Source organism: Ruegeria sp. CG3 (genome assembly GCF_056537205.1).
Genome location: NZ_JBQFRC010000003.1, coordinates 36,633 through 52,216, shown reverse-complemented (window position 1 = coordinate 52,216; position 15,584 = coordinate 36,633). Strand labels below are relative to the sequence as shown.

General features: G+C 59.7%; 18 protein-coding genes. 13 read left to right on the top strand and 5 right to left on the bottom strand.

Annotated elements, in window-relative coordinates:
* The first annotated feature begins 14 nt into the window (after positions 1-14).
* A complete protein-coding gene (dacB, locus tag ACR0NB_RS13530) occupies positions 15-1,493 on the top strand; it encodes a D-alanyl-D-alanine carboxypeptidase/D-alanyl-D-alanine endopeptidase (RefSeq protein WP_480775949.1) in 1,479 nt (492 codons plus the stop codon).
* A gap of 6 nt (positions 1,494-1,499) precedes the next feature.
* Here the strand turns inward: dacB and ACR0NB_RS13525 are convergent, their stop codons facing one another.
* Positions 1,500-1,922 (bottom strand): tellurite resistance TerB family protein, encoded by a 423-nt coding sequence (locus ACR0NB_RS13525; RefSeq protein WP_093963405.1) that lies wholly within the window; start codon positions 1,920-1,922, stop codon positions 1,500-1,502.
* A 265-nt stretch (positions 1,923-2,187) separates the two neighbouring features.
* Between ACR0NB_RS13525 and ACR0NB_RS13520 the strand changes: the two genes are divergently transcribed.
* The 3 genes from ACR0NB_RS13520 to ACR0NB_RS13510 all read left to right on the top strand — a co-directional run bounded on the left by ACR0NB_RS13520 (position 2,188) and on the right by ACR0NB_RS13510 (position 6,640).
* Positions 2,188-3,762, top strand: a complete 1,575-nt coding sequence (locus ACR0NB_RS13520; RefSeq protein WP_480775948.1) for a lysine--tRNA ligase — start codon at positions 2,188-2,190, stop codon at positions 3,760-3,762.
* 48 nt (positions 3,763-3,810) lie between these two features.
* On the top strand, positions 3,811-4,212 hold the full coding sequence (locus ACR0NB_RS13515; RefSeq protein WP_170343260.1) for a DUF4864 domain-containing protein: 402 nt from the start codon (positions 3,811-3,813) through the stop codon (positions 4,210-4,212).
* Between the two features lie 142 nt (positions 4,213-4,354).
* On the top strand, positions 4,355-6,640 hold the full coding sequence (locus ACR0NB_RS13510) for a glycosyl hydrolase family 28-related protein (RefSeq protein WP_480775947.1): 2,286 nt from the start codon (positions 4,355-4,357) through the stop codon (positions 6,638-6,640).
* Positions 6,641-6,683: 43 nt separating this feature from the next.
* On the opposite strand, the gene ACR0NB_RS13505 is transcribed toward ACR0NB_RS13510, so the two are convergent.
* Positions 6,684-7,349 carry a hypothetical protein gene (locus ACR0NB_RS13505; RefSeq protein WP_480775946.1) on the bottom strand — a complete coding sequence of 222 codons (666 nt, stop codon included), beginning with the start codon at positions 7,347-7,349 and terminating at the stop codon, positions 6,684-6,686.
* Positions 7,350-7,488: 139 nt separating this feature from the next.
* Between ACR0NB_RS13505 and ACR0NB_RS13500 the strand changes: the two genes are divergently transcribed.
* Positions 7,489-7,809 (top strand): antibiotic biosynthesis monooxygenase family protein, encoded by a 321-nt coding sequence (locus ACR0NB_RS13500; RefSeq protein WP_093963400.1) that lies wholly within the window; start codon positions 7,489-7,491, stop codon positions 7,807-7,809.
* 72 nt (positions 7,810-7,881) lie between these two features.
* Positions 7,882-8,289 carry a universal stress protein gene (locus ACR0NB_RS13495; RefSeq protein ID WP_093963399.1) on the top strand — a complete coding sequence of 136 codons (408 nt, stop codon included), beginning with the start codon at positions 7,882-7,884 and terminating at the stop codon, positions 8,287-8,289.
* On the opposite strand, the gene ACR0NB_RS13490 is transcribed toward ACR0NB_RS13495, so the two are convergent.
* Positions 8,274-8,783, bottom strand: coding sequence for a HugZ family pyridoxamine 5'-phosphate oxidase (locus ACR0NB_RS13490; protein WP_480775945.1), 510 nt, complete (start codon positions 8,781-8,783; stop codon positions 8,274-8,276). The two genes, ACR0NB_RS13495 and ACR0NB_RS13490, sit on opposite strands and share 16 nt — an antisense overlap.
* Positions 8,784-8,902: 119 nt before the next feature.
* On the opposite strand from ACR0NB_RS13490, the gene ACR0NB_RS13485 reads away from it, so the two are divergent.
* From ACR0NB_RS13485 to ACR0NB_RS13470, 4 genes are all read left to right on the top strand, one after another.
* Positions 8,903-9,295, top strand: a complete 393-nt coding sequence (locus tag ACR0NB_RS13485) for an excalibur calcium-binding domain-containing protein (RefSeq protein ID WP_480775944.1) — start codon at positions 8,903-8,905, stop codon at positions 9,293-9,295.
* A gap of 160 nt (positions 9,296-9,455) precedes the next feature.
* Entirely contained in the window at positions 9,456-9,746 is a 291-nt protein-coding gene (locus ACR0NB_RS13480) for a hypothetical protein (protein WP_093963396.1), read from the top strand.
* Positions 9,747-9,773: 27 nt separating this feature from the next.
* A complete protein-coding gene (locus ACR0NB_RS13475) occupies positions 9,774-10,331 on the top strand; it encodes a lysozyme (protein ID WP_170440330.1) in 558 nt (185 codons plus the stop codon).
* Positions 10,332-10,387: 56 nt separating this feature from the next.
* Positions 10,388-10,741: an MmcQ/YjbR family DNA-binding protein gene (locus tag ACR0NB_RS13470; RefSeq protein ID WP_170342062.1), complete on the top strand. Its 354-nt coding sequence runs from the start codon at positions 10,388-10,390 to the stop codon at positions 10,739-10,741.
* Here ACR0NB_RS13470 and ACR0NB_RS13465 read toward each other — a convergent pair.
* Positions 10,738-11,445 (bottom strand): ORF6N domain-containing protein, encoded by a 708-nt coding sequence (locus ACR0NB_RS13465; RefSeq protein WP_480775943.1) that lies wholly within the window; start codon positions 11,443-11,445, stop codon positions 10,738-10,740. The two genes, ACR0NB_RS13470 and ACR0NB_RS13465, sit on opposite strands and share 4 nt — an antisense overlap.
* Before the next feature lie 194 nt (positions 11,446-11,639).
* Between ACR0NB_RS13465 and ACR0NB_RS13460 the strand changes: the two genes are divergently transcribed.
* Complete coding sequence (locus ACR0NB_RS13460) at positions 11,640-12,437, top strand: DUF3800 domain-containing protein (RefSeq protein ID WP_480775942.1); 798 nt, start codon at positions 11,640-11,642, stop codon at positions 12,435-12,437.
* Positions 12,438-12,440: 3 nt separating this feature from the next.
* Here ACR0NB_RS13460 and uvrB read toward each other — a convergent pair whose 3' ends face one another.
* On the bottom strand, positions 12,441-14,627 hold the full coding sequence (gene uvrB, locus ACR0NB_RS13455) for an excinuclease ABC subunit UvrB (protein WP_480775941.1): 2,187 nt from the start codon (positions 14,625-14,627) through the stop codon (positions 12,441-12,443).
* 160 nt (positions 14,628-14,787) lie between these two features.
* Here uvrB and ACR0NB_RS13450 point away from each other — a divergent pair, with 160 nt between their 5' ends.
* Both ACR0NB_RS13450 and ACR0NB_RS13445 read left to right on the top strand, forming a co-directional pair.
* Positions 14,788-15,099 (top strand): ETC complex I subunit, encoded by a 312-nt coding sequence (locus tag ACR0NB_RS13450; protein ID WP_093963390.1) that lies wholly within the window; start codon positions 14,788-14,790, stop codon positions 15,097-15,099.
* On the top strand, positions 15,100-15,576 hold the full coding sequence (locus tag ACR0NB_RS13445) for a GNAT family N-acetyltransferase (protein ID WP_480775940.1): 477 nt from the start codon (positions 15,100-15,102) through the stop codon (positions 15,574-15,576). It abuts the gene before it with no gap.
* Positions 15,577-15,584: the final 8 nt, after the last annotated feature.

The window sequence follows — 15,584 nt, the reverse complement described above, 5'->3', positions numbered from 1 at the left end:
ATTTTATTTGACCCATGACTGATCGTATTTCGAGACGTTTCTTTCTGGCCGGCGCCGGTTCGCTTCTGATCCCCACCGCGGGTCTTGCCGGGGCGCCAACTGTCTCATTGCGGCCTGTTGCCCGTGGCGCCGAGTTGAGCGGTGCCGAACGCATCATTCAGGCGGCGCGATTGAACGGCGAAGTGGTCTTCGCTGTGGCCGACGTAAAAACCGGCGCGCAACTGGAGGAATTCGGCGGGGCCCGCGGCTTGCCGCCGGCCAGCGTCGCCAAAGCCCTGACCGCGCTTTACGCGCTGGACGTTCTGGGGCCGGACCATCGGTTCGAAACAAAGCTGATCGCAGATGGTCCGATTGAAAACGGGATCCTCAAGGGTGATCTGATACTGGTCGGAGGCGCCGATCCGGTATTGGATACCGATGCTCTGGCCATGATGGCCGCCAACCTGCGCAAGGCCGGACTGACCGAGGTTCGGGGGGCGTTCAAAGTGTACAGCGGCGCATTGCCCTATGTATTCAGCATAGACCCCGGTCAGCCTGATCATGTGGGCTATAGCCCTGCGATCAGTGGAATTTCCCTGAACTTCAACCGCGTGCATTTCGAGTGGAAACGCCAAGGGTCCAGCTATGACGTGACCATGGACGCACGCAGTGCCAGTTATACGCCGTCGGTGGACATGGCCGCGATGCGGATCGAAAATCGCAACCTTCCGGTCTACAGCTATCAACCCAGCGCGCGGCAGGACCGCTGGACAGTTGCCAAGGGCGCGCTGGGCAGCGGCGGCGCCAGGTGGTTGCCCGTGCGCAAACCGGGTTTGTATGCCGGGGATGTGTTCCGCACTCTGGCCCGGGTGAACGGCATCGTCCTGGGGCGGGTTCAAGTCACACGCGAGGCCCCCAGCGGCACCGTTCTGGTCACGCATCAGAGCGATGAACTGACCAGCATAGTGAAAGGGATGCTGAAATATTCGACCAACCTCACGGCCGAGATGGTGGGGCTGGCTGCGACCGTCGCGCGGGGTAGGCGGCCGCAAACACTGGCAGAGTCCGCGGATGAGATGAATCGCTGGTCGGCTCAGACCTATGGCGCGTCCGGTATTGCTATGGTGGATCATTCCGGATTGGGCGATGCTTCGCGAATGGTGCCGTCTGGCCTGGTCAAAGTTCTGGTGGCCGCTCAGCAACATGAAACGCTGCGACATCTGTTGAAGCCGTTTACCCTGACCGACGCCAAAGGCCAGCGGATCCAAGGGCACCCGATCAAGGTCGACGCCAAGACCGGAACCCTGAACTTTGTATCTGGCTTGGGCGGGTATCTGACCACCGCCGAAGGATCCGAGTTGGCCTTTGCGATATTCACTGCCGATCTTCCGCATCGGGCGACCATCGCGCGTGAAAGCCGCGAACGCCCTGAAGGCGCGCGCAGCTGGAATCGCAGGTCTCGCAAACTGCAGCAGGCCCTCATCGAGCGCTGGGGCGCGCTTTATGGCAGCTGAAACCGATCAGACGGTGTGACGCGCCCGTGCGCCGCGCTCGATCGCTGCGGCGTGCAGCCGATCGATCTCCAACTCATACCGGATCTCTTCCAGCAGCCGCAGTTCGGTTTCGGCCAGCGAGCCGTCGGCGGCGGCGACATCGCAGGCCAGAGCATAGGCCGTTTCGTTCAACCGCTCAGGCAGGTTGTCCCGGATCAGACCAAACAGTGCGTCCAGACCATCTTCCTGCTCGAACAGATCAAACACGATCTGCGAAACCCGGCGCATACGGTCGATATCGTAGTCGGCAAACACAGGCAGCATATTCACGGCTGTCTCGATCTTGACCAGTTCGACGGTGCGGATGTTCTCGTCCGAGGCTGAGACGGCCACCATGATCGCCACAAGGCAATCCTGCGGCGACATCGGGTGGGAAACGGGTTGGGTCATGGGAACGTCCTGCGATTGGTATCGTGCCGCACGTTATTGAGGTGTGGCAAAGGGTTCAATATCTTGTTTTCCAATACATACCGATGTCTGCTTGTGCCCTGATCAGATTTTGCCGTGTTCCTGGTCACGAGCAACCGTCTGAAATCGTAGCAGGGGCGGCGTTTCTCGCCTGCGGTCATTGACTCACGCTGCATCTGCACAATAGGAGATGCCGGTCGGTCGCATTGAGCGACCGTCGCTGATTTCCCGATGGAGAACGAACGAAATGTCTGAACTGCGTGAAACCGCCATGACGTCAAAGGCCTGGCCTTTCGAAGAGGCGCGCCGGTTGCTCAAACGCTATCAGAAGTCTCCACCGGAGAAGGGCTTCGTTCTGTTCGAAACGGGATATGGCCCGTCGGGCCTGCCGCATATCGGCACTTTCGGTGAGGTGGCACGGACCACGATGGTCAAGCGCGCCTTCGAGGCCCTGTCGGACATTCCCACCAAGCTGATCTGCTTTTCGGATGATCTGGACGGGATGCGCAAGGTTCCCAGCAACGTGCCGAACCCTGAGGCCCTTGAAGCCTATCTGCAGCAGCCGCTGACTTCGGTTCCTGACCCGTTCGGCGAGTATCCCAGCTTTGGTGAACACAACAACGCCATGCTGCGTCGTTTTCTGGATACGTTCGGGTTCGAATACGAGTTCTATTCGGCGCGCGACTTTTATCGTTCGGGTCAGTTCGACGAAATCCTGAAGCGTGCAGTCGAACGATATGACGACATCATGGCCATCATGCTGAAAAGCCTGCGCGAGGAGCGTCAGCAGACCTATTCGATCTTCCTGCCGATCCATCCGGAAACGGGTCGGGTCCTTTATGTGCCGATGAAAAAGGTGTGCGCCGAGACCTACACCGTCACCTTCGATGATGAAGATGGCAAGGAGTGGACGCTGCCCGTGATCGGCGGCAATGTGAAGTTGCAGTGGAAGCCGGATTTCGGGGCGCGCTGGGCGGCGTTGGGCGTCGACTTCGAGATGTATGGCAAGGAACATGCGACCAACGAAAAGATCTATGACGCGATCTGCCGGGCGCTGGGCGGCCGTGCCCCCGAGCATTTCTCGTATGAGCTGTTCCTCGATGAAAACGGGCAGAAAATCTCGAAGTCGTCCGGAAACGGAGTGTCGATCGACGAGTGGCTGACCTATGCGCCGACCGAGAGTCTGGCCTATTTCATGTATCAAAAGCCGAAGACGGCAAAGCGGATGCATTTTGACGTCATCCCTAAGGCGTATGATGAATACCATCAGCAGTTGCGTGCCTACCCCGGGCAGGATCTGAAGGCTCAATTGAACAACCCGGTCTGGCACATTCACGGCGGTGACGTGCCGGAATCGACGTTGATCGTTCCCTTTGCAATGCTGTTGAACTTGGCGTCGGTTTCAGGTGCCGAGGACAAGGAGACTCTGTGGGGCTTCATCCGCCGCTATGCGCCCGAAGCCACGGCCGAAAGCCACCCGGACCTCGACAAAGCCGCCGGTTTTGCAGTGCGCTACTTCAACGACTTCGTGAAACCGACCCGCAAGCATCGGGCGCCGACGGAGCAAGAACGCGAGGCGCTTGAGGCCCTGAAGTCGGCGCTTGAAGCCTATGACGGTCCGGTCGAGGACGAAGCTTTGCAATCGGTGGTCTATTCCATCGGCCGCGAGCGCTTTGACCCGATGCGCGGCTGGTTCACAGCCCTTTACGAGGTGTTGTTGGGCGCCAGCCAAGGCCCTCGGTTCGGCGGGTTCATCGCCCTTTATGGCGTCCCCGAAACGATTGCACTGATCGACAATGCCCTGGCCGGAGACTTGGCCTGATTTGACCACATACCGCATGGGGCTACCTTTCCGGCAGGAGGTGGCCCCATGCGTCGACTTTTGCTTGCAGTTTCCCTGAGCGCCGGTCTGGCAACAGCCGCAGTTGCCCAAAGTGGCGACATCGAAGCCAATATCGCGGCACAGATTGAAGCCTTCAAGGCCGATGACTTCGCCACGGCCTTCACCTTCGCCAGCCCCAATATCCAGACAATGTTCCGTACGCCCGAGAATTTTGGCGCAATGGTGCGCAACGGCTATCCAATGGTCTGGCGCCCGGCTGAGATCCGATTTCTGGAATTGCGGCAGATCTCAGGGTTCTGGTGGCAGAAAGTGATGGTGGTGGATGCGAACGGCCGGGTCCACATCCTGGACTATCAGATGGTCCAGCTGGAAAACGGCTGGAAGATCAACGGGGTGCAACTGCTTGGCAACTCCGACCCATCCGCCTGACGCAACACCCACCGTCACGATGATATCAGCGACGGTTAATCCCTTTTCGATACTCAGACCAGCGTGTCCGGGCGGCTTCCGGATCCGGAATTTGGCATGCGCCATAGCCTGAAGAGTGGGCGCGTTTGGGAAAGGGTATTCAATGAACAAGGCAATCACCGACGGCATCGTTTTCACGCCGCCGCAATTCGCGAATGGTCTGGATGTGTGGTCCAGCGGCGACGGCACTCCGGGCTCACCGACCTATGACGGATCGGGAACGGGAGTGTTCGTGCCTGCAGATGCGGAGTTTGGCGGTTGTCTTGAGATACTGAAGGTCAATGCCACGCAGCAACTGCGGTACATGGGGCAGACGCCGCTTCTGCCGGGCTGCTATTTGCAGATCAAGGCGCGGGTCAAAGCGATCAGCGGGCCATTGCCGCAGGTCCGGATCGCTGGATGGGCCGGAGGGGCCGGCGACGTGCACCTTTCCGGACTGACCGAACAGGGCCCGACCATCCAGCTGTCGGGCTATGGCGTGGTGCACGAGGTCACCGCCATCGTAGGGATTGGACAGCGGCCGGGCGTGGACATGCCTTGGGGCATTTCGGCGCTATACGGGCATTTCGGCCTCGATATCGAGGGGGCAAACGGCGCGCTGGTTCGGATCGATGATATCGAAATTACCGATGTCACCGGGGTCTTCTTGCGCGACATGATCAGCCTTGTGGACGTGCGGGACTATGGCGCGTTGGGAGATGGTGTGACCGACGACTCGGCCGCGTTCGAGGCGGCAGACCAAGCCGCCGGAGGTCGCCGCATCTATGTGCCGCAGGGAACCTACCACCTGGCACAGGATGTTGGGCTGGACGCGGAGGTCGACTTTGAGGGCACGGTCACGATGCCTGATGACAAGATGCTTCTTCTGACCAAGAATTTCGATCTGCCGACCTACATCTCCGCCTTCGGCGATGAAGCCCTGGCCTTCAAAAAGGCGTTTCAGGCGCTGCTGAACAACTCGGATCATGACTCGCTGGACCTGGGCGGCCGCAAGATCTCGGTGTCCGAGCCGATCGACATGCAGGCCGCCGTACCCAATCGCAGCAGCTACTCCACTCGCCGCGTGATCCGCAACGGGCAGTTCGACGTCAAGAGCAGCGCCGCATGGGACACCGAGACCTTTACCTCTGTCGCAACATACGATCCGGCGGATCCTTACAAGTTGTCTGGTGTGGCCAACGTGGCCAATATCCCGGTCGGGTCGTTGGTTCAGGGCAGCGGCGCTGGACGTGAGATCTATGTTCGGTCCAAGGATGAAGGTGCCGGTGAGATCACCTTGAACGCACCCATCTATGATGCGGCTGGCACGCAGAGCTTCACGTTCGTTGATTTCAAGTACCTGTTGGATTTCTCGGGCTTCAGTGCGCTCCAGAAATTCGCGATGGAAGATATCGAGTTTCAATGCAACGGGCGCTGCAGCGCGATCCGCCTGTCGCCGGGCGGGAACACGTTCGTTTTGAAGAACTGCTTTGTCAGCCGTCCGTTGGATCGCGGCATCACTTCAATCGGGGTGGGGTGCCAGGGCATGTTGATCGACGGTTGCCAGTTCCTGTCCAGTGAGGAGTCTCTGGACGTGCCCGACCGCAGTTCGATTGCCATCAATGCCAATGCCAACGACGTCAAGCTGCGCCACAACCGCGCCGTTCGTTTCCACCACTTCGCGGTTCTGGGCGGAGACAACAACCTGGTTCTGGGCAACCATTTCTTTCAGGGTGACAGTGTGTCGAACGGTGTACGCAATGCGGGTTTGGTGATGATCGGGGCCTACAACAGCTCTTCGATCGCCGACAATTATGTCGACAATTGTTTCATCGAGTGGAGCAATGAGCGCGATGCCGAACCCGACTACACCTCGGGCTATTCCTTCAGCGCCATGAGCATCACCGACAACATCTTCTATTCAAGTGACGTTGCCCCGTGGTTCGCCTATATCGTCGTGCGCCCGCATGGCGTCGGGCATTTCCTGAACGGAATGACGGTTACGGGCAACAAGTTCCGAACGGCGAACGGGTCAATCGACCGCGTGGACAAGGTTGATACAACTTTTGCCGATCTGAATCCTGATCGGCATGTGAATGTCACATTCGCAGACAACACTTATCACAACGTGACACTCAAGACCGCGAACCCGCTGCGGGTCCGACACGAACAGAATACGGCGGCCTCTGCCTGGACGGTGGACTCGGATGGTGCATTCCCCTTTGGTGGGCAGGCCCGCAGCTGTGACAGCGTCGTCGTGCTGGACGGGCTGAGAACCGCCTTTGGAACTCTGCGCTATTCGGCCCATTATGTTCAGTTGCAGCAGGGGACGAACCAGGACCAGATCAAGTTGCGTTGGTCCGAGGCCTTGAGCGGTGAAGTTTCGGTGATCATGCGGATCGAGGTCTGATCTGTGTCGGCCGGTCGCTTTTGGGGCGGCCGGCGCGCAGCATTCAGAACTCGCGCCACAGCGCGAATCTCAGGCCTGGCCTGTCCCGGGCGGCGTTGCGCTCGACCCCGATTATCCAGGTGTTGGGGCCGCTTTCGGATCGAAACATCGCCGAGGGTCGCGCGCTCCAATAGAGCGGGCGGCCAGGTACATAGGACGTTTCGATCTGGAGCAGGGGATTGACCCGACGGTGCGACGACAAACCCATTGTCAGGTCCAGTTTGCGGATCAAAGCGTCATGGCTTCGGTATTCCAGCGCGGCATCAGCCGCCATCCAGCCACTGCCATATCGGGCCTGAAATCCTTTACCCCAAGACAGGGTTGCTTTGTACATCGCCCATGCGCGGGTTTCACGGTGATGCGCGCCGACACCCAACTCGGCCGCCAGACGCCCACCGTTGGAAAATTCGGCAACCGGTAGGCGCGCAAAAACCACGGCGTGACCGTAGAGGTCCTGATGCTCTTCCGCGTCCAAACCCAGCGTCAGATTTGGGCGCATTCCCCATTCTCCATAGAGCGAGGACTTGAAGCGGATGCCCTTCCCGGGCTCGGAAAACGCCGTCAGGGCCAACGATGTGAACGAGGCGCCTTCTTCACGTAGCCATGCCCCGGCCAAGGCCGGAGTTGAAAACACAAGGCTTGCACACAGGAAGGCGATCAGGCGGGGCATTGGCGCAGGATCATCAACCTTGGTTAACGGAGGGTTAGCGCTCGGTTCATTTTTCGGAAACTTTTTCGCGCCAGCTCAACGAAAGGCAGGACGTTTGAAAAACCTGTGCTAGGCTTGGGTCAGACAAGGGAGATGACCGATGCCGAAGATATCAAAAGACGCCAGTGTTCAGACCGTTATCACCACTTTCGAAATGACCCCCGGAACCTGCCAGGACCTGCTGGAAGCGTTGACCGACGCCTATGCGAACTTCATTTCCAAGCAGCCCGGTTTTGTCGCGGCCGGACTGCATGTCAACGATGCCCAGACCCGCATCGCGAACTATTCGCAGTGGGAGCGGCGGGAAGACTTTCTGGCCATGCTGCGAACGCCTGAAATGCGCGAGCGGAACCGCAAGATCAACGAATTGTGCAAAAGCTTCGAGCCGGTGATGTACGACGTGGCCGAAACATTTGACTGATCCTGACCTGAATCAAGGTCAGAAGACTTTGGCTACTGCTAACTGAACGCGAAACTCAAGGAGGCGCCAGCCATGTATCACAATATTCTTGTCCCGATTTCCTTCGATGCCGAGCGTGACACGTCGGGGCCGCTGAAGCTGGCCAAGCTGTTGGCGACGCCAGATGCCAAAGTGACCCTGTTGCATGTTGTCGAGCATATTCCGGACTACGCAATCTCTTACATGCCGGCCGAATACCTGACCGAGGCGCGGCGCGCGATCCAGGATGAATTGAACATTCTGGCTGCCAAGCTGCCGAACGCCAAAGGCGTTGTGGTCGAGGGCCATTCGGGGCGCACAATCCTGGATTGGGCGGAAACCAACAAACCTGACCTGATCATCATGGCTTCGCACCGACCGGGGATGCAGGATCTGTTGCTCGGCTCGACCGCGACACATGTGGTGCGTCACGCCAGTTGCGCAGTTCACGTCGTTCGCTGATCTGATGGCGGGCAAAGGTCTTCGCGTGTCATCTTCCACGCTTTGCCGAACCCGCCATTGAGAAGCCCATCGACAATCTCAAAACGCACAAAACGGAAATCCGCGAAGTCGACATATAGTCCGGCCTTCGGACGCTGTGACAAGTAGCGTGCCCGAAGCGCGGTATGCTCCTCGGTCGCCCGTGGGATCGGGCGCGCCGTGCAGTGCAGGGTCAATCTGGGATGGGTCAGTGGATCACCTTTGTCAGCGGGTTCGCCGATCAACAACGCGCAGGCCGGATTTGCCTCCACCGCGCGTGAGTGCTCCGCCAGATCCGAGATCAGGGTCAGCGGCCATCCAGCACTGTCGGTGGCCAGTGCGATGCGGCTGATCGACGGCAGTCCGTTGTCTGGATGTACCACGGCCAGGGCGGCAAAGCGGGCCTGTGCGATAAGATCAAGGGCCAGTTCCCGCGCAGCCTCGTCGACCGGTTGAAATGGGTTTCGTGTGTTCACGTGGCGCCCTCGCTGGATTGCGTCATTCCGATGCCTCGGCTTTGCCACATAGTTGGTGTATCGCCAAGCTTATGAAGCTGAAGACAACCGTTTACAACGAACCCGCGCAAGATCCGCGCTTGGCACGTCGACAGAGCAAGGCTGATGCCCTGCGCCGACATGCGCTGTCCCCGCTGCGCATTCTGCTGATGGTGCTGGCCCTGCCGCTGACGACGGGGATGATCGCGCTGGGCGTATATCTCCGGACCTCGGATCTGGAGCGGACCGAAGCCGTGATGCACCTTGTGGCGCTGGCTGGTTGCGATGCGGCTCGCTCCGTTGGTCTTGGACCGATGCGCGAGGGACAGCTTGGGTACCACAAACGCAACGACCCTGACGGCGACGGGATCGCATGCGAGTCCAGTGTCCGGGCCGCGACGCGGTCGGCTGTGCCGGTCCAGGCACCTGCGTCCACGCAAAGCGCGGCGCCCAAACCCCGGGCTGTCGGAAACGCCAAATTTGTCCGCCCCTGACGGTCCTTGAAGACGCCTATCTTCATGGTTGAACCTTTTCTCGCAGATGACCGCGTTGCCTGTGTCCCTGCGTGATTTGGGCAGGACGTGGTAGGATCATACCGTCCGCTGGCAGTTTGCCGCGGTTCGGGGTCTGGACCCCATGCGAGGGAGGACAACCATGTTTGCACGCGTTACCCAGTTCAAGATGAAGCCCGGCACCCGTGAGGCCGCCACGGCCCGAATGAACGATCTTAAGGATCAGATCATGGGCATGCCCGGTATGCACTGCTTTACGAATGTGATGAACGAGGATGGCAGCGGCTATGTGATCTCGGTCGTCGAAAGCGAGGCGACATCAAACGCAAACGCCCCCAAGGTTGCCGAGTTGTGGGGCCAGTTTGCCGAGTATCTTGAAGGAGCTCCGACGCCGATGGGCTATGATGTCATCGCCCATTGGGACAAGGGGTGATATTGGCCGCCACTCGGGGATGGCCTGATGCCTTACAAGATCACGCCGCGTATTGCAGCCGAGCTTATCGCGCACGAAGCGATCGTGCGCGAGGCCTATCTGGATTCCGTTGATGTCTGGACCTGGAGCGTGGGGATCACGTCGGCCTCGGGCCACACGGTCTGGCCGCGCTATCTGGACAACCCCCAGACCTTGCGGCGCTGCTTTGAAGTGTATGAGTGGGCTATCCGCACCAACTATCTGCCTGCGGTGGAAACGGCCTTTTCCGGGCACGCCCTGACCGAGGCGCAGTTGGGCGCGGCCTTGTCCTTTCACTACAACACCGGGGCCATAGACCGGGCCGTTTGGGTGCGCAGATGGAAGGCCGGGGATGTGGCCGGCGCTCGACGCGCGATCATGTATTGGCGGCGGCCGCCTGAAATACGCCCCCGGCGGCGCAAGGAGCGCGCTCTGTTCTTCGATGGCGTATGGTCGGGCACCGGCACCGGAACCGAGTATCAGGTGCGAAAACCGTCCTATCGGCCAGACTGGTCCAGCGCGGCGACGGTTCAGATCGGCGACGTTCTGCAAGACCTGTTCGGTTAGGCCCGACAGGTCATGCTTGCTTGCGAAATCCTTGCCGGCCGGTCAGGATCGGCGTCATGACCCGAGACGAATTCAACGCCTTTTGCGCATCTCTCAAGGCCACAAGCCACGTCGTGCAGTGGGGCAATGCGGATGTATGGAAAGTGGGCGGCAAGGTGTTCGCGATCTGCGGCTGGAACGACGGCAAGGACGCCTTTACCTTCAAGGCCACCGACCTGGCCTATGAGGTGCTGCAGGATCAGCCCGGCATCCGGCCCGCGCCCTATCTGGCCTCGCGCGGCATGAAATGGCTGCAGGTTTATGACGAACGCGGGATGAGCGACGCGTCCCTGCGCGACCACATCGTGACGTCCTACGAGATGGTCGTGGCCAAGCTGACGAAAAAGATGCGGGCCGAGCTGGGGCTTTAGCCCTTCATCGCCTGCAGCAGTTCGATCAGCCGCTTGCGGTCATCGTCATCGGCATAGTCGCCCGCGGCCAACCGTTCGGCGATGCGCAGGCGTAGACGCTCGTGCTGGGTGCGCACCTCTTCGCCTGCGGTTTCGGCCAGCGTCTTCATGATCACCGCCACCGCCTGCTGGCGCTTGGTGGTGGGGTTGGCGATGTAATCGACCAGGCTCTGCTGCCCGGAATCGAGGATGTTTTCGGCCAGCGCCCGCAACTGCTCGCCATTGGGCAGCAGCGGGGCGGGAGTGCCTTCTGGCGGCAGGATCTCGGGCGCGCTGCGCGGGGTTTCAGCCAGGGCGTTGGCGCCGTCGACGAAGGCCTCGGTGATCATCCGGGTAATCTTGATCGCGCGCGGGTCCTTGAACAGGGTCGAGGCGATGGCCACGCCGTAATCGGTATAGACCCACGGGTTGACCCGCCGCCCGCCGCGGCCTTTGGGCTTTGAAATCACATTCCGTGATATCAAATCGGCCACTTCGTCGTCGGTCAGCTGAAAGCGGTAGCCCTCGAACAGGTCCTTGTTGCGCGAGACGGCCTGATTGAAGGCGCTGACGGATTTTCCGTAGAACCGGGCCAGATCCTCGGCCAGCACCACGCGGGTGCCACGCACCCGGTGAATGGCGCTTCGGACCTCATGCGTGGAGGGCAGGTTCTTGGCGTTCGTCATGGCACCCGTTTGGAATCACAATTTGTGATTTCAAACGTGGAGGAGGGGGAGGCGGGGTGCAAGGCTGGAATGAGGGGTGGTGGCAGGCTTAGTTCGATTGCCAACTTATCCGTTGATACATACTTGGCGACTTACGAATGGCTCATTAGGTTCACTATTGAATAGCCAAACATTCTTTTTTCAGAGTTATCTCATTGAGTTGCTTTATTTACATCGATGAAAGCGGTGAGTCCGGAATAGCCAAAATCCGTGATGGGAAGCAGGGCGGATCTTCCCCATACTTTGTGCTTGCTGCTGCTGTCATGCCCAGAGCGGTTGCAATTGACGCAAGACGTGTACTGGCCTCGGTAAATTCTGATCTGGGAAAGAAATGGCGACACGCAACTGATCTCTCGCATAGCCAAACGGTTTATTGGTCGCGCAAAAGCGTCGAAGTCAACTTACGGTATTTTGCGGTAGTTTCTAACAAAGCAACGCTGGGTGGGTATTCTAACCGAATTCAAAAAGACCCGCAAAAGTTCTACAATAAGTGTGCCGTCTACTTATTGGAGCGAGTCGGGAAATACCTTCTCAATCGCGGTTTTGGAAACGAGCCGCCAACAGTGGTTTTCGAGACTCGAAACCACGACTACGACGCAATGAGACGCTACATTGGCAAGATAAAAGACAATCCAATGCACTCGGATGCCAAGTATCTTCGAGTGTTTAATCCCTTTGCGATAACAACGAGATCAAAAGAGGAAGAACCTCTCCTGAAGTATGCTGACTTGGCCGCCTACGCGGTTTACCAATGTGCAAACAAGACACCTAAGAACTTTAGCATCCCAGAACCAAGATACTTTGTTGAACTCAGCAAGAGGTTTGGTGCTGATGAAGCGGGGACGATTCTGGGGAACGGCTTAAAGACAATACATACGCTTGAGCAATTAAACCTCGACTCAGACATAGAGGGTCTTTTTCGTTCGATCAAAGCAGCGCCAATGCGCAAGTAGAACTCACCGCCGCTTACGCTTCACATTCCCACCTCGCTGCCCCGGCCGTCCGGCCGTTGACCGCCCCTGCGACCGGACCGCGTCTTCCGAGGCTTTCTCGACCGCCCATTGGCGTGCCATGGGGTCGTCGGCGACGGCCAGGTCGACCGCTTCCAGGCGCTTGATCTCATCCCGGATGCGGGCAGCCTCTTCGAATTCCAGGTTCTCGGCCGCCTTGCGCATCTGGTCGCGCAACCCGTCCAAATGGGCCTCGAGGTTGGCGCCGTGCATCGGTTTGTCGATGGTGGCGGTGACGCGGTTCATGTCCACGTCGCCGGCATAGAGACCGGCCAGAACGTCCTCGACGTTCTTCTTCACCGTCTCGGGCGTGATGCCGTGTTCCTCGTTATAGGCGACCTGCTTGGCGCGGCGGCGGTTGGTTTCCTCCAGCGCGCGCTCCATGCTGCCGGTGATGCGGTCGGCATACATGATCACGCGGCCTTCGGCGTTGCGGGCGGCGCGGCCGATGGTCTGGATCAGCGAGGTTTCCGAGCGCAGGAAGCCCTCTTTGTCCGCGTCCAGAATGGCGACCAGCCCGCATTCGGGAATGTCGAGCCCCTCGCGCAGCAGGTTGATGCCCACCAGTACGTCGAAGGCCCCCAGCCGCAGGTCGCGCAGGATCTCGATCCGCTCGATCGTGTCGATGTCGGAATGCATGTAACGGACCTTGATGCCCTGTTCGTGCATGTATTCTGTCAGGTCCTCGGCCATGCGTTTGGTCAGCGTGGTGACCAGCGTGCGGAACCCCTTGGCCGAGACTTTGCGCACCTCGTCCAACAGGTCGTCCACCTGCATCTCGACGGGGCGGATTTCGACCTCGGGGTCCAGCAGACCCGTGGGGCGGATCACCTGTTCGGTGAAGACTCCGCCGGTCTGCTCCAGTTCCCACTTGGCCGGCGTGGCGCTGACGAAGACCGACTGCGGGCGCATGGCGTCCCATTCCTCGAATTTGAGGGGGCGGTTGTCCATGCAGGAGGGCAGGCGGAACCCGTGTTCGGCCAGTGTGAACTTGCGCCGGTAGTCGCCGCGGTACATGCCGCCGATTTGCGGCACGGACACGTGGCTTTCATCGGCAAAGACGATAGCGTTGTCGGGGATGAATTCGAACAGGGTCGGGGGCGGCTCACCCGGTGCGCGGCCGGTCAGATAGCGCGAGTAGTTCTCGATCCCGTTGCAGACGCCGGTGGCCTCGAGCATCTCCAGATCGAAATTGGTGCGCTGTTCCAGCCGCTGCGCTTCCAGCAGTTTGCCCTCGCCCACCAGCTGGTCGAGGCGCTGGCGCAGCTCCTTTTTGATGCCGAGAATCGCCTGCTGCATCGTCGGTTTCGGCGTGACGTAGTGCGAGTTCGCGTAGACGCGGATCTGCTCCATCGTGTCGGTGCGCTCGCCGGTCAGGGGGTCGAATTCGGTGATGGCCTCAAGTTCTTCGCCGAAGAACGAGAGTTTCCACGCGCGGTCTTCCAGGTGGGCAGGCCAGATTTCCAGGGAATCGCCCCGCACCCGGAAGCTGCCGCGCTGGAAGGCCTGATCGTTGCGGCGGTATTGCTGAGCCACCAGATCGGCCATCACCTGTCGCTGGTCGTATTCTTCCCCGACCTTCAGATCCTGCGTCATGGCGCCATAGGTTTCCACCGAGCCGATGCCGTAGATGCACGACACCGAGGCCACGATGATCACGTCGTCACGTTCCAGCAGCGCGCGGGTGGCTGAGTGGCGCATCCGGTCGATCTGTTCGTTGATCTGCGATTCCTTCTCGATATAGGTGTCGCTGCGCGGCACATAGGCTTCGGGCTGGTAGTAGTCGTAGTACGAGACGAAATACTCGACCGCGTTGTCCGGGAAGAAGCCTTTGAACTCGCCGTAAAGCTGGGCCGCCAGCGTCTTGTTGGGGGCCAGGATGATGGCGGGGCGCTGGGTTTCCTCGATCACCTTGGCCATGGTGAAGGTCTTGCCGGTGCCCGTGGCACCCAGCAGCACCTGATCGCGCTCGCCGTCCAGGACACCGGCGGCGAGTTCCTTGATGGCCGTTGGCTGATCCCCGGCCGGCGCAAACTCCGTATGCATGACGAACCGCTTGCCGCCCTCAAGCTTCAGGCGGGCTCGGACATCGTCGACGGTCAGCTGGGTTTTGTCAGAATGTGCATAGGGCATCGGCAGGCTCCGCTTGGGCTTCTTACATTTGTTCTTATTTTGTCCGCATGCAACCCCTGCAGCGCCGGTCATTTGCATGGCCCTGCGGCATTTGCAATCTTGTCCCCGCCCGCACTCTGACGCATAAACGGTCGCGACCAACCGAGTATGGAGAGGCGACATGCGCGCACGGATTTACCAGCCTGCAAGAAATGCGATGACGTCGGGTATGGCCAAGACCCGCAAATGGGTTTTGGAATTCGCGCCTGCGTCGGCGCGCGAGGTTGATCCGCTGATGGGCTGGACATCGTCTTCTGACACGCAATCCCAGGTTCGCCTGAAGTTCGACACCAAGGAAGAAGCGTTGGACTATGCCAAGGATCATGGCATCGAAGTTCTGGTCAGCGAACCGCACAAGCGCAAACCCAACCTGCGCCAGCGCGGGTATGGCGAGAATTTTGCAACAGACCGCCGCGGTCCCTGGACCCACTGAATGATTGACATCCGCGAAGCGGATCCGACTTCGGCTGCCCTGCGGCCGGTGGTCGAGGCGCATTTCGCGCACAGCGAAACCGCGGGACCCGCCGAAAGCAATCACACGATGGATGCCGAGGCGCTCTCTGGGCCGGGTATTCGGTTCTGGGCCCTGTTTGACGACGACGAGCCTGTGGGGTGCGGCGCATTGAAGGCTTTGCCGGACGGGACGGCCGAGGTGAAGTCGGTCCATATCCTGGCCAAAGCACGTGGGTGCGGGTTGGCCCGGACGATGATGAACCACCTGGCCGAATGCGCACGCGCCGACGGACTCTCTGCTCTGGTTCTGGAAACCGGCGCTGCCCATCTGGCCGAGTACGCCGCCGCACGCAAACTCTATGAAGCTTTGGGATACAGCTATTGCGGTCCGATCCTTGGGTATCACGACGATCCCAACAGCGCGTTCATGCGCTTGGCTCTTGAACCCCGGCTCTAAACCGATCA